Origin of the sequence: Polaribacter batillariae (assembly GCF_017498485.1) — a bacterium.
Lineage (GTDB): Bacteria > Bacteroidota > Bacteroidia > Flavobacteriales > Flavobacteriaceae > Polaribacter > Polaribacter batillariae.
In genome coordinates, this window is sequence record NZ_CP071795.1 from 882,063 (window position 1) to 897,300 (window position 15,238).

The 15,238-nt window shown below is 33.3% G+C and carries 8 protein-coding genes; all 8 read right to left on the reverse strand.

Annotation, left to right across the window (positions count from 1 at the left end; genetic code table 11):
• Nucleotides 1–83: 83 nt before the first annotated feature.
• On the reverse strand, nucleotides 84–1,853 hold the full coding sequence (locus tag JL193_RS03970; RefSeq protein ID WP_207972588.1) for an FAD-dependent oxidoreductase: 1,770 nt from the start codon (nucleotides 1,851–1,853) through the stop codon (nucleotides 84–86).
• A 15-nt stretch (nucleotides 1,854–1,868) separates the two neighbouring features.
• Nucleotides 1,869–4,400, reverse strand: a complete 2,532-nt coding sequence (locus JL193_RS03975; protein WP_207972589.1) for a hypothetical protein — start codon at nucleotides 4,398–4,400, stop codon at nucleotides 1,869–1,871.
• Between the two features lie 32 nt (nucleotides 4,401–4,432).
• Complete coding sequence (locus tag JL193_RS03980) at nucleotides 4,433–5,665, reverse strand: alpha-L-fucosidase (RefSeq protein ID WP_207972590.1); 1,233 nt, start codon at nucleotides 5,663–5,665, stop codon at nucleotides 4,433–4,435.
• Between the two features lie 114 nt (nucleotides 5,666–5,779).
• A complete protein-coding gene (locus JL193_RS03985; protein ID WP_207972591.1) occupies nucleotides 5,780–7,498 on the reverse strand; it encodes a RagB/SusD family nutrient uptake outer membrane protein in 1,719 nt (572 codons plus the stop codon).
• Nucleotides 7,499–7,509: 11 nt separating this feature from the next.
• On the reverse strand, nucleotides 7,510–10,845 hold the full coding sequence (locus tag JL193_RS03990) for a SusC/RagA family TonB-linked outer membrane protein (protein ID WP_207972592.1): 3,336 nt from the start codon (nucleotides 10,843–10,845) through the stop codon (nucleotides 7,510–7,512).
• Nucleotides 10,846–11,046: 201 nt separating this feature from the next.
• Entirely contained in the window at nucleotides 11,047–12,225 is a 1,179-nt protein-coding gene (locus JL193_RS03995) for a FecR family protein (RefSeq protein WP_207972593.1), read from the reverse strand.
• Nucleotides 12,226–12,304: 79 nt separating this feature from the next.
• Nucleotides 12,305–12,904 carry an RNA polymerase sigma-70 factor gene (locus tag JL193_RS04000; protein WP_207972594.1) on the reverse strand — a complete coding sequence of 200 codons (600 nt, stop codon included), beginning with the start codon at nucleotides 12,902–12,904 and terminating at the stop codon, nucleotides 12,305–12,307.
• A 1,001-nt stretch (nucleotides 12,905–13,905) separates the two neighbouring features.
• A complete protein-coding gene (locus tag JL193_RS04005; protein ID WP_302849923.1) occupies nucleotides 13,906–15,234 on the reverse strand; it encodes a glycerophosphodiester phosphodiesterase family protein in 1,329 nt (442 codons plus the stop codon).
• Nucleotides 15,235–15,238 lie beyond the last annotated feature (4 nt).

The following is a 15,238-nucleotide window of genomic DNA, read 5'->3' on the forward strand; positions in this document are numbered from 1 at the left end:
TTATGGTCTGTTTTATTTTTAGACTGAAACCCGAAGATTATTAAAATCGTGACAATAAACACCAAAGGTTTGCACATCGTTTATTACTGTTGTTTTTCTATTAAATTTAAATATTCTTGAAGGTAATTTGTGTACACCTCTCTTGGATTTACACCATACTTCTTACATATTGTAGCAGCCAGCCCAACAGCAGCACCCATTTGCCCAGTAGTAAGCATTACTCGTGGGCCTCCTAAACCAACATGAGAACAGCTAAAATTTCGACCAGCCATAAATAAATTTTTTATATTTTTTGAATATAAACTTCTGTATGGAATGTAATATTTTTCTGTTTCATAAAAGATAGCTTCTGAAAGAAAATCGGGTTGCTTACCATCTTTTAAATTTCTTTGGTAATGCACATCTACTTCTCTTACCTCTTCAACTACAGCATCTTTAAATTTTGTATGTTTTTTTACATCATTAAAGGTGTATATATAGTCTCCTAATAGCCTTCTAGATTCTCTTTTTCCAACTAAATAAGACACCCATTGTAGTTTGTAATTCTTATTTTCTTCCATTTTTTTTGCATTTGCAAATGATCCGAAAATGGCTCGTAACATATGGTCTCTTATTTCTTCTGCATCATTAATTTGATGGAGATCGTTTCTTGAAAACTCCCAATACCATTCACCAGCAATAGCCTTGTGGTCTTTCGCTACACTTGAAGCCCAAGGTAATTGAGGAAAAGCATGCGCTTTATTTGTTTTTTTATTTTGCCAAAGTACAGAAGATCCCATTACAAAATTATCGGCTTTTTCGGGACTCCAAAGTTCTCCCCATTCATCCCAAGCTTCTCCGTAAGTACTGGCACTTTCTCTTCCATAAGAAAATTTAGCTCCTGCCCAAAAACCAATCCAACCATCACCTGTAGAATCGACAAAGCGTGGTGCTGTAAAACGAATACGTTCTCCTGTAGTAGTGTGCCTAGCATCTACATGGGTAATAATATTGTTTTTTGCCTTAGCGTCGTATGCTCTCCAATTTAGAAATAAATCTATATTTTTAAAGTTTTTAACGTTTCTATCACGTTTTTCCTGATCATATTTTGCTTCGAATGAACCATTAGGATAATGTTTTGTATCAATCATTTTTAAGATACGTTTAAATTTACCATAAATTCCTAATGTATGCACGCGTATTTCTTCACTTGCATTGCCTCCTAATACAGGCCTATCATGAATTAAAGCCACATGCAACCCTTGTTCTGCAGCAGAAATTGCAGCGGCACAGCCAGCAAGACCTCCTCCAGTAATTACTAAATCATATGTTTTTTGCTTTTTAGGAACCGTAGTTTCTCCAAACTTTGTTTTTCTCCAAGAGGCTAAATTGGTCTCGGCATCAGTTGGTATTTTTTTTGATTTGCTAAAGTATATGGCATCGCACCTACCATTAAATCCTGTTAAATCTAATAGTTGTATGTTTACATCATTAGAGTTTATTTTTACTTTTCCAGCATATTCCCATGACCAGCCTGTGGTAACACCTAATGTGTTTTTTAAGGTCTTTCCATTAACAATTATTTTAAATTGTCCAGGAGCTTCCCAATTTCCAGGAACCCAATTTTTAGTTCTTGCCCAAACATAATACGTTCCTTTTTCTTGAAAATTCACCTTAGTAGCTGCATTAGAAACTGGCACACCCATACCATGTGCCATTAAATAGGGCGACCCCATTTGTTCGACAAATTGAGGATCAACAACCCAACCTCCTTTATCTATAAAACTTTCGGCTTCTACTAAGATATCTTGCGACTTTGCATTTAAATAAAAAAGCTGAAAGGCTATGAATAAAGTTAATTTTAGTTTTGTCATAGTACGGTTTCTATTTTATTTATATACAAACCATGCTGTGGCTGTACAATTAGTATTCGCTTTTAATTGTATCCAATGTGCACTAAAGCCCTCTGGAAATTGATATTCCATGGTTTCTCCAGCTTTTAAATCGAATGTTTTGTATGCCATAGGTTCGTCTAAGTAGTGGTTTACGTGTATTAATAAAGTTATTTTTGTTGCTTTGTCGGCCTTTAACGTAAGTGTTTTTTTATCATAACCAGTCATTAAATACATGTCAGACAGTTCATTGGCCTTTACCTGCGTATCTTTCCATGGGCCACCTTCTCCTATTGGTTTGCCAAAACTCCAAATATCATCAATACCACCGAACCAAAGGCTGGCCTCGCCATCTTTAGAAACATAAACATGTTCGGAAGCTTTTGCTTCTTTTTGAATGCCACTTAACACCAAAAGTCCGTTCCAAGTATTAAAGTCTGAAATTTGCTTGCCATGTGTGGAAACTGGACGCATCATTTTATATAAAGGTTCTTGCCCTACTTTAAAAAGTGGCAACTCGTAAAAAGTACCGGCTATGTTTGCCAATTCGCGTTCCGATTCTACTTCACGCACTACCCTTGCCGTACCAGAAGGCATTTTTTTAGAATAATTTCCATTGCCTTTTGGCAACCTTAATCTATAATTTTTGGCATTTAGAATGATGGATGCGTCATCTTCAGACCAAATATTTTTCGTCTTTAACGCTTTTGTAGCTGTACTATCGGTTATGTTTTCAATAAAATTAAAATCGAATTTTGTAAATTCAAGCTCATTGGTCTTATGAAATTTTCCATTTTCAATAGTTCCGTTATAAACACTTAAGTTAAAATTGGTTTTGTTTGTATAGAGCTTGGCATGATTTACTTTTCCTGAATAATCTATATCCGCTAAAGCTGAAAATAATTCTTTTCCTTCTGATGCGTCTTTTAAATTTGAATCTGTTAAATGAATGGAGGCCGTTACTCTTGATGCTGTTTCAGGAATCAACCTTAACCATTCTGCCTTTAAAGAGGTATCGAAAATGTAATAATTGTAGTTTCCAGCTTCTAGATGTAGGTCTTTAAGCTTTGTCCATTGGTTATCACCGTTTATGTCGATTTCCATGGTAATTTTAACAGGTTTATCTGTGTGATTTTTAAAATGTACCATTCTGTTATCAAATCCAGAAATTAAAAATTGGTCCGAAGGTGTATTTGCAGAGACGTCCTCTTTTAACCAAATGGCTCCATACCCAGATGCGGGTCCCCAATTAGATAGTTGTTCGTAACTACCAAACCATAAGTTCGATTGTGGCTGTCCTGACAAAGGGTTGCCTTGAATGCTTGTTTCGTCTGTAGCCAAAACAATTTGCCCTTTCCAGTTCAAAAAGTCGGGAATGTATCGTAAATGTGAGCCCATAGGCTTTATTCCTGACGTATTGGAAGCCGAAAATGTCTCAGGAAAATCAAAAAACATACCATGCATATCCATCATCATTTTACCATTTCCAATAGTCCTTATACGTGGCCATTCTGTAAACCAACCATGTGGTGGATCGTTGTTATATGTGGCTTTAGGCAATAAATACGTGTACCATTTTCCTTGGTCCAACACTTTAAGACGAACCGATTTTTTGTCCCACCCCATAGACCACAAGGGAGATTCATCATTTGGAACAGCATAAATGCCATGTTTTGTAGTGACATCTGTATATTGTCTTCTTTCTACCACTTTAAAATTATCTCCATCAAATTCGGCTAGAATACCTAGATTTTCAGTTCCAAAAACACCTTCTTTGTCAATTTTCCAATTGTCCATCCATTTGTAATGTTCGCTTTCCCAATCATCAGTATCATGTGTTACTTTGCCTTCACTGGCGTGCTCTCCATTATTAGAAACCACAAATCGTCCTTGACTGGTATAACCGCCTTTACCATGCCAGCCAGGTAAAGGATCGTGAAATAATTTATTAACCTTCAACGTATGTACGTTCACTTCATATAACATTCCTTCCATATCGTAATAATAAATCATGTTTTCAGGATCTTTTAAATGTCTGCCAATGGCTGTGAGCCTACCTTTCATGTCTGTATATGGGATTACTCTAACTTTACCAACACTATCTATTGCATAAGGTCCAATGAATAATTGGTTGGACTCTTGATGCACCATTCTTGCTGCTGGTGTGCCCCCAATACTTTCCTCAAAAATTTGCATGTTCATATCCTCATCAACCATATAAAGTTTATGTTCACTTCCTTTAGGTTGGTGTGCGGCATAATTTATCATATAAAGTTTCTTGTTCCATACTGCCAAAGCTCCTATACCACATTCGTTCCCAAAACCGTAAGTGCCATCTATTCTTCCGTGGGCATAGGTTGTTAAATGTGGGTAAATGCCACTAATTTTTCGGTTACCGTGTATGGAAGTAATTTCTCCGTTTTTAGTAGTTACTGCTGTTTTTGATGCTTCTTCATGCTTTGTTTTGCTACATGAAACTACGAACAACGCAAAAAAACAGATAAGGATTGCTGTGTGCTTTTTAAACATATTTATGGTTTTTAAATTTAATTTCTTTTATTTTAACGGGCTGTTTTATGAACCTCTGTCGAATCAACCGAAACATCTTCGCCTCTTAGAGCTTTCCAGCCTTTTTTATTTAAAATAGGGTATCCTTCTTTTTGAATTCGCTTGCCCAATAAACGGAATTCTTTTTCTACATCTTTTGGAATGCTTCCATCGGGTTTTAGCCCTACATTAAGCAATAGGTTGGCATTGTTGTTTGATGCATGTGCCAACATGGCATAAAGCTCATTAGAGGCTCTACATTTATTGGTTGGAGTCCAAGCCCAACTTCCTTGACTGGTAACAGCTATTTCTGCTTTTTTAAATTTGTTGTTATTCCATACCTTATCTGCAAGTTGGCGTATTTTTATCTTTTCTGGATCATCTCCTTGGTAGTGAATGCTAATCGATTTTAACTCGCGTTCTCCAACCAGAACATCTTCGGTACCTGTAGCTCCGGTTTTGAAATGTATTAATGCATGCGGTTGATATTGATGAATCACATCATAAAATTCTTGCATATTAAATAGCTCGTCATTAGCCAATACACCTCCTAAAGTATCGAACCAAAAGCCAGCAACATCGCCATATTTTGTAGATAGTTCTTTTAATTGATTTTTACAGAATTCACGATATTTTTCAAAATCTTCTGGGGATTTATATAAAAAATAATCGGGTGTTTCCTTGTAATTAGGCCTTGCATACACATATTTTTCACGAGGAATAAAAAAAGGATGTGTCCAATCGATTCCTATGGAGTAATAGATAAATAGTGGCATGTTATTCTTGCGACAGGCTTCTGATAGCTCTTTTAAAAAATCTCGTTTTGCTGGATAGTCCATACTATCCCAGTCGCTATAGTCGCTATCCCATAGAGAAAAACCATCATGGTGTTTGGCGACAAATGTAATGTAATTCATACCACTTGATTTGGCCAAGTTTACAATGGCTTCTGCATCGAAGTTATTGGCTTTAAAATTTTTTGCTAATTTTTTATAATCGGAAAGTGGAATCGTTTCGTTATACATAGCCCACTCTGCATGTTTAGGCCCCCAAACTCCCCAATGGATAAACATCCCTAAACGTGCATCATCAAACCATTGCAGGGCAGCTTCGCGTGGGTTGTTTTCGAAAGTTTCTTGATAATCTTTTAAGAAATAGGGAGTGTTTTTCTCTGTTTTATTACAACCTATTATTAAAAAAAATGTTGCTAAAAAAATTACCTTTGCTAATCTAAATATATACTTCATAAACTTTATTTAATGTGATTTTTTTTAAGGTCACTAATTTACTAACAAAAATTTTCCGAAAATTACTTTTCGGAAAATTTTTAGCATTATAAATAACTCAAAATTTTAACGAATTTAATACCCTTCGTTTTGCCCTAAATTTGAATTTAAAAGTGCATCTGAAGAAGGAATAGGCCATAAATATTGACGTGCTGGGAAATTTGTTTCGTTTAAGGTTCTAGCCAAACCAGCTTCTACCAAAGGAGCGAAATTGGCTATACCGTCTTCATCTAATTGAGGTGTCATTCCCCAAAACCATAAATCAGGCTCCACAACGTCTTCGATTATACTTCCTATATTTGCCATTCCATAAGTGTTTCCTGTTAAAGCTTTCTCTGCTAGCCTCCATCTTATAAGATCCATATACCTTAGCCCTTCGTTTGCAAACTCTGCCCGTCTTTCATTTCTTACTATGTATCTTAGTTTTGTTTGATCTATTGTTGTAACCACAGGGTTAGAAAAATTTGAACCGGCGTAAGCTCTATCCCTAACTTTATTAATAGCAGCAAGCACGCTGGCATCAATCTCGTCTAGTTCTATTTTTGACTCGGCATAAATTAACAACACATCTGCATATCTTATCACTATATGATTATTTTCTGCAGTTGATGGAGCTTTCCATGTTTCGTCAATAAATTTTTTCCAAAGTAATCCATTGTAAGAGGCAAAAGTTCTATTACTTCGTGTATCGTGATTAAACCTCATTTCCCCTGTATTATAATCAAATACTTGCAATCTTTCTGGGTGAGGTGTATATTCTATATTCATAAAATTAGAACCGTCACTTGGTAATAATCCGTCGCCATCTTCTAAAGAACCAAATGGAACAATGGTTGCCAAACACCTTGGATCTCTATTTTTAAAAGGATTTCGGGGGTCGAACAAAGGAGATTCATCTATAGGCAATCCGTCAACACATTCATAAGATGCTAATAGCTCCCAAGTAGGTTGTTTAGCTCCCCAGCCGCCATGAGTTCTTGGTAGAAAATCTGGTAAATTGTCATTTCTGTTTACACCTAAGGCATCACTTCTAGGAATCGAAAATATCAATTCATCAGATGTTTTGGTACCGGAAAGGAATAATTCTCCATAGTTTGGATGCAATGCATACTCTTTTAAATCCATACAATCTTGAGCGGCTTCTGCAGCAATTTGATGATCTCCCATGTACAGTGCAATTCTAGCTTTCATAGCCATAGCTGCACCTTTAGTAGCATATTGTAATCCGGAATAAGATACTGGCAAATTGGTTATCGCGTTATCGTAATAATCGTATATTTTTTGTAGAATCTCTGTTTTGTTTGTTCTACCAATTTCAAAAGCTTCATCTACCGTTAATTCTTCTTCAAAAAAAGGCACATCTCCATAATGCGTTATTAAGTAACTCCAAAAAGAAGCGATAAAAAAGTTGGCTTCTCCTAAAAAGGTTTTGGCTTCTTTATCTGTTAAAACCCCATTTTGGTTCTCGATTTGCTTTTTAATAGAAATTAATCTTGAGATACCTTTGTATTTATCTTTCCATCTAGCAGCCGCCCGACCATCCTCAGAATTTAAGGTTCCTGCTTTTATAACATCTAAAGCATCTCTTCGTTGAAAATCGTCATCTACACCATTGCCAGATTCGTCTTTTATCCAGTGAAACATTCTGTAACCTTCGTTTAGTCCCTCTCTAAACTGGATTTTACTGATAAAAGGAGCTGTTGTTGGTGCATCTAATGGCACTAAATCTAACTCTGTACAAGAGTTTATTATTAATAGTAGTAAAAACGCTATTTTATTTGTCTGTTTTTTCATCTTTTTAATCTTTAAAAGTTAGCTCTTAACCCTATAACGAAAGATTTCGTTAAAAAATAACCTGTTCCTGAAGTTTGTTCTGGATCTACACCATTAGGAAGGTTATCAAAAGTAAATAAATCATTGCCCGTTAAAGATAACCTAAGGTTTGTTAATCCTACTTTTTCAAGAGGACTTTTAGGCAAAGTATAACCTAGTGTTATGGTTTTAATTCTTAGGTATGCTCCATTTTTTAACCAAAAATCTGAGAATCTATAATTATTGCCAACAGAGGTTTCGGAAAGTCTTGGATATTTTACATTTTGATTAACTTCTGGCGTGTTATTTACACTCCAGTAACTACTAGCATATTCTTTGCTAGGTGAAAGCCAAGAGGCACGAAATGGTTGAATAAAAGTTTGGGATAAATAAAAATTTTGTTTTCCAACGCCTTGAAAGGCCATACCTAAATCGAATCCTTTGTATGCCATGTTAATTCTTCCTCCATAAATGTACCTTGGTGCAGAACTTCCTAAAAATGTTCTATCCAAATCGTTAATAATACCATCGGGTTCACCATCTGGCCCACTTATGTCTTTATATTTAACATCTCCAGGTTTAACAGAAGCATTTGTAACTGGTGAGTTATCTACTTCTTCTTGAGTTTGAAAAAGTCCGTCTGATTGCAAACCATAAAATTCTTGAAATTCGTGCCCTTCTTCTGATAGTGTAACCCCACTAAAAAGACGTTTGCCATTAATATCTCCAATAATAGATTCTGCATCCGAAATATTAAATGAAACTGCATAATCAAAATCATCTCCAATACGGTCGTTCCAAGATATGGTTGTTTCCCATCCTTTGGTAGTCATACCTCCTACATTTACTACTGGATCTTCAAAACCTACTAAGTCTGGAACACTTAAGCTTAACAGCATATCTCTTGTTTCTTTAATAAAATATTCACCCTCTAAAGACAATTTGTTATTAAATAAACCTAGCTCTACTCCAAAATTCTTAGTCGCTGTTGTTTCCCATCTAATGTTAGGAGTCGTTAAAAATAATTGAGATAATGCTCTAACTTCTTCTACATCTGAACCATTGGCTATTAAAGCATTTTGAATTTGTAACAAGGTTAAATATAAATAGTTGCCCAATCTATCATTTCCTAGTTCTCCATAAGAACTTTTTAGTTTTAAATAAGAAATAGGCGATGCTAAGGATTTCATAAATTCTTCGTTGGAAACCGTCCATGCAGCAGAAACAGAAGGAAAGGTACCCCATCTATAGTCGCTTCCAAACCTAGAAGACCCATCTCTTCTTATGGCAGCTGATAGATAATATTTATTATCGAAATTATAATTAACTCTTCCGAAGAGAGAAGAATAAGCCAATTCTGAAACAGATGTATTATTGTTAAATATCTCTCCTGTTGTAGCTTGGTTTAAATATGGAAAATCTGGACTAACAAACCGATCTCCTAGCACTCCTAAATTTTCAGTTTTTGAACCTCTTTCTTCAAAACCTCCAAGAACTTTTACTCCGTGCTTACCAAAAGATTTATCATAATTTACAAGGGCTTGTAATGTTACAGCTGTAAATTCGGATCTTGATTCTGCTAGCCTATTTACAGTTTGCCCAGGTATTAGAGTTCCAGAGCCTAACTGATCTGGATCGTCTGCATCCCAATATCTAACTTCTTTTGAAAATGATTTTCCTTTTGTAAAGGTTGCAGTAGGGGTTACATTTAATGTGAATTTTAAATCTTCTATCGGTTTGTAATGTAGTCCTAGTCTTCCTGTAAGAAGGTACGAGTCGTTTTTTGCAAACCCACCTTCTCTAAAACGTAGATAAATGTTAGCCCCACTCTTTCCTTCTGCATATCTTCCGTCTTCCCATAAAGCAGGATAAATAGGACCTGATTGCAAAGCTTCTCCAATTGGATTAACAATAGGATTATTTGTTTTGAGCAATCTAAAATTGATGTCGGCAACAGCACCAAATTTATCCGAAATTTTAAAATCATTATTTATTCTTGCAGTTACACGGCTCCAATTTCTTTGGTTATATAATGCATTTTGATATTCGTAACCAACAAAAATATTTGATTTTAATTTTTCAGTACCTCCAGAAATGTTAATATTATGTCTATAGCCTGTTGAATTTTTCTTTAAAATAAGACCTGCCCAATCGGTATCTGGATATTCATTTCTATCTTGTGCAGCTTCTCCTGTAATGTATTTGTTTATTCTGTCTTCAGACCAAATAGGGTATAAATCATTGCCATTTCCATCATCATTCCATGATTTTTCATTATCCATCCGCAAGTATTGTAATGCGCCTACGTATTCGCGTTCTTTAGTTGGGGTATTGATAAAATAATCACCACTATAACTAAACTTAAAAACACCTTTTTTAGCTCTTTTGGTTGTTATAATAATAACCCCTGCTGCTGCTCTGGAACCATAAATGGCAGCCGCAGCTGCATCTTTTAATATCGATATGCTTTCAACTTGATCGGGAGTTACGTCATTAATGTTTCCTGGAACATCATCGATAAGCACTAGTGGGTCATTACTTCCTTGAAGTGTTGTATTACCCCTTATTCGAATGGTATTCCCTGCTCCTGGGGCAGAACTTGATCTTGTTACTCTAAGTCCTGCAACAGATCCTTGTAGTGCATTAGAAACATTGGTTGTACTTCTTTCTGTTATAGCTTCTGATTTGATTGTTGCTATAGATCCTGTTATATCTTTCTTTGTTATAGTACCATAACCCACAACTACTACTTCTTCGAGTGATGAGGTAGCTTCTTTTAATATAATGTTTGTTTTGGCTTGTCCGTTTAAAGGTTTTTCTTGAGTAATATAACCTATAAACGAAACTACTAGTACTGCATTTTTATTAGAAACTTTTAAAGAAAAATTACCATCAAAATCGGTTGTAGTTCCATTGGTAGTTCCTTTCTCTAAAATCGTGGCTCCAAGCAAAGGCTCTCCTACCTGATCTGTAACAGTACCAGATATCTTATATTGTTGTTGTTTTAAAACCGATTCTTTTGGTTTTTCTTTAATAAGAATACCGTTATTGGCAGTCATGATAATGTCTAAATCGCCTTTTGACAAACTTTGTTTTAGCAATTTGCTTGTCTTTATAATTCCTTTTTTAACCTGTACTTTAGGAAAGTCTTTAAAAATACCTTCTTCATAAAAGAATCTGTAATCGGTTTGTTTCATAATCAAATCGAAAACTTCGTCAACTGTTAATGTTTTGTTTTCTTCTATTCTTATTTTGGAGTTTTGAGATGCTGCATCACTAGGTGCAAAAGCGAAAACCATTGTGCAACATAGAAAAATTAATGTTTTCATAATATTGATTAAGAGCCTTTTTCTGATTCCAATAGTTATCAATAGAAAATAAGCGTTGGTTAATTTAATTTGCATAAACTTGTTATTTGGTTAGTTAAACTTTAATTAATAAAATATAAAGAGAATAGAGACTTATACTTTTGCCTGTTAAGCTTTATCCTTCTTTTTTTAAAATTTTATTTTACTTCATAGGCCAGGGTTTTATTTTATTATTAGGGTTTTATTTACAATTTTATAATTAGTTATGGTGCTTGATTTCATAATTGATAAAACCTCTTCGAGTTTAAGTTTTTTATCTAATGTGCCTTTAAACTTTAATAACTCTAAGGTTTTGTTCTCAAAAACGACGTCAATATCATACCAGCGAGATATTACCTTCATAATATTTTTTAATGGTTTTCCTTTAAAACTAAAAACACCCTTTCTCCACGATGTTTCTGCATCTACATCTGCTTGATAAATGCGAATGTTATTGTTATTTAAACTTAAATTTGATTGTTCGTTTGGAACTAAGTCATATTTATTATTATCTATATCAATAACTACTTTACCTTTTACCAGTGTGGTGTAAATATTTGTTTCATCTTTATAGGCTTTGATATTGAATTCGGTTCCTAATACTTTAACTTCTTGGTGTTTATTGAATACTTTAAACTTGGCTCCATTATGGTTTGTACTTGGTGAAACGTCAAAATAAGCTTCTCCGTAAACCAGCTCAACTTGCCTAGTTTTACCATCTACAAAACTTATGGGATATTTTAATTGAGACTCGGAATTTAGCCAAACTTCTGTGCCATCGGAAAGAACAACATGAAATTGCCCTCCTCTTGGTACGGTTAAATAGTTGTATTCAATCTTAATCTCTGTTGATTTTTTTTTGTCGGTGTTATAAATAATTTTTTCTCCATTGCTATTGGCATTTTGTGTTTTATAGATGTTTCCTTTTTGTAAAGCTATAACAGAACCATCTTCTAAGGTAAGGGTGGCTTTATCGGTACCTGGTAAAATGCTATTGGTATTTACTATTGTTGGAGTATTGTTTTTTTCTACACCTCTATTAAAAAAGCCTTTAAGGAAATAACTTGTGGCTAATACCCCTATGAATGCAGCTGCTACGTATTGCCATCTATAATTTTTCTTTTTGGTTGGTTGGTTGTTCTTTTTTACAATTTCTATGATGTTGTTATGGATGCGAAGGGCATCTACCTCAGACAAGACTGGCTTATTATTAAGAAGCTCTATAACATCTTCTACAGATGGTATTTGGTCGGATTTTTTTATATTTTGAATGTATGCAATAATTTCTTCTATCTCTTCCTTGCTACATTTATTAAGAACAAATTTGCTTAGTAGGTCTTTTATATAATTTTTTGATTGCATTATATACTTTTTTGTATATATAATACAGATGAGTTTAATGGAAGTACTATGTATGGTTTATTTTTTTTTAAAAAAACATTTAGTCGAGCCATCGTGATGATATGAGTGTGAGTAAAAATGTAACATCGCCATGATTTTGTAAAAAATTTCTAATACTACTCAATGCCTTGCTCATTTGGCCTTTAACCGTACTTACCGAAATATCTAACTCTTTACTAATTTCCTTATAACTCATACCTTTGTTGCGAGACATTTCGAAAATAATTTTACATTTTGGTGTCAATTGATTAATAGCATTATTTTTTATAACCTCGTAATCTTTCTCTTCAATTTTATCTTCAATAGTACTATATCGTTTTTGGCTTTTATAGAATACCTCTTCTCTAAGCGTTCTATTATTTGCTACTTTACTAATAAGATTAAATGTAAGGTTTCTAGTAATGGTAAAGACATAAGATTTGAAAGATAAATCTGGATTTAAGCGGTCTCTATATTGCCAGATTTTAAGAAATACATCCTGCACAATTCCTTCGGCCAGCACTTTTGTTTTTAGCATACTTATACTATATGCATAAACATCATTTCGGTAAGTATCAAAAAGTTTTCGAAACGCTTTATTATTTCCTTTTATAAGCTCCTTAACTAATAATTTTTCAGTATTAATATTATTATCTGACATTATTTTTTTCTTGTTGAGGGTTTAATTATAATAAAAAGAACCTTGTTTTTACGTATTGAACTTTTGGTGAAAATTTATTCAATAATAAACAAATTTAACAAATTAACAAATTCTTGATAATGAAATTACCTTGATTTTTAAGTTTATAGAATCTCTTTAACCCAATTACAATAAAAGCAAGGAAACTGAAACCTTTTCAGCTTGATGTTGTAATGTTAAAGTGATTTAAAAGTGAACGAAAGCTATCTTTCTAAGCATTCGTTCGTTCAGCTGAGTATCGCTGTTTGTATAATTTTTTATCAAAAAAATAATCGTTATCTTTATTTCTACTATGCCTATTCTAACAAATATTTGCTACAAAAGGAGGTGCTTTAGATTTAAATCCTCTTTTTGGTAATGGTAAATAGGAAACTATTTCTAATTTTACATCTCTTTGTCGAGTACTTGGTGCACTGGGTTGTAATTTTATGTTTCGCAACACAAATCTCTACAACCCTTTTATTTTTACCTAAAAAAAGTCAAGATGACTTCATCTATAAATATATATATTTCTACGCCTTTTTAATTTTATTTTTTTAAATAGAATTGTAGTATTGGGTTTGTTTATTTGATACTTTAATTGAGAATTCTAAAAAATACAATCAGCACGAATTTTGGGTTTTATATTTTTTTCTCTTAAACTGTCTAATATTTTATTAGACTTACTAATTTGATTTTTAAGCTTTTCTATCTAGGGGATATTAATTTCATTGTAGGTTTTTTTTGAATATTATAATTTTCAATTAAGCGTTTGATTGATTTTACTTCTTGAAATTATTATTATATTCTATCAAAATAAAATATCACTAATGCTAAAGGTAAGAATAATTGCTAACTTTAATTAAAGTTTTCAGCTAAAAATATTGCATTATAAAGGTTTAATACTTTACCAGATTGTTCAAAAATAATAGGATAATAATTATAAATCGTATTCTATTTTAAATTTAAAATATTTGCATTTATCAACGAACTCCACGACTTCTTAAATAATTTAGTAAAAGTCTTGGTCTGTCTGTTTGTATCATATTTACACCATTATTAATTAACCAACCCCACGCATTATCTGGGTCGGTTATTGCTTTTTCATCATCATGTCCACCACTTCTATTAGCAGTAATGGAATGTACCCAAACCTTATCTTTATTTTTGGCAATAACACTCATAAACTTGGTAATAGGAGCATCATCTTTTTCAAATTTAATGGCATATGCTAACGGATTAATATCCGATTCAAATTCTTTAATATACTTATCAATATTTTTAATTTTTTTGCTTACTCCAGGTATATAATTCAGCTTTTTTAAAATATTTCCATAATATGCATAAGCCTCTTTAAGAGGCCTATAAGAACGTAAAATTACTTGATTTGTCGTGCCAGTTTCTTCTAAAATTTGTGCAATTTTTTTGAATGGAATTTCCGATTTTACGTCTAAATCAAGTATAATTTTTCCTTTACTAAATAACAAAGCTTCTTTAAGAGTTGGAATTTTGTATTTAGTTTTTCTACCTACACCATCTTTTAGAACGAGCTGTTTTATTTCTTTTAGTGTTTTTTCTTTTACAGCTCCTTTTCCATTGGTGGTTCTTTCTAACTTTTTATCGTGCATAATAATTATATGCCCATCTTTCGTTTCTGCAATATCAATTTCTACAGCATCTACGCCCATATCAATACAACCTTTTATAGCTTGAATGGAATTTTCTGGAGCATTTCGCCAATCTCCTCTATGTGCTATCACAAAAACATAATTGTCTGAAGGATTTTTTAAATGTTGTAAACTCTTTTTTAAATGCCCATAATCATTTACTTTATTCTCTATTATCTTTTTCCACTTCAAATAGCCTTTTCCATTCAAATGAAGTCCGTCTAAAGATAAGTTATTATATAATTGATCTTCTTCATTAGGATTTGCAAAATGAGAAAAGAGGTCTATATAAAAAACTTTTGTTTTGTCTTCTAATTTTTTGATACCTTCGTTAATGGCCTTAATAGAAGAAATTGGGCGTTCTGGCCTATTATAAGTTGGTAGTAGGCTTTGAAGATATACTATGGTATTTGGACTCTCTTTTCTTATTTTTTCTGTAATTTGGGTAATTTTTTGAATGATATATTCGGGAGTTTTTTTATTACGTAAGTCGTTCGTACCAATAAGTAAGAAAATTTTTTCAGGGCGAGATTCTGTAACTTCATCCAAACGATATAAGACACCATCGCTCGTATCTCCACCAATTCCACGATTAATAATATGGTTATTTTTAAATAATTCTCGCCATGTGCCTTGTTCGGTAATACTA

Coding starts and splice junctions, on each gene's coding strand:
- JL193_RS03970 (WP_207972588.1), bottom strand. CDS start 1,853: ATGACAAAACTAAAATTAACTTTATTCATAGCCTTTCAGCTTTTTTAT.
- JL193_RS03990 (WP_207972592.1), bottom strand. CDS start 10,845: ATGAAAACATTAATTTTTCTATGTTGCACAATGGTTTTCGCTTTTGCA.
- JL193_RS03995 (WP_207972593.1), bottom strand. CDS start 12,225: ATGCAATCAAAAAATTATATAAAAGACCTACTAAGCAAATTTGTTCTT.
- JL193_RS04000 (WP_207972594.1), bottom strand. CDS start 12,904: ATGTCAGATAATAATATTAATACTGAAAAATTATTAGTTAAGGAGCTT.
- JL193_RS03980 (WP_207972590.1), bottom strand. CDS start 5,665: ATGAAGTATATATTTAGATTAGCAAAGGTAATTTTTTTAGCAACATTT.
- JL193_RS03985 (WP_207972591.1), bottom strand. CDS start 7,498: ATGAAAAAACAGACAAATAAAATAGCGTTTTTACTACTATTAATAATA.
- JL193_RS03975 (WP_207972589.1), bottom strand. CDS start 4,400: ATGTTTAAAAAGCACACAGCAATCCTTATCTGTTTTTTTGCGTTGTTC.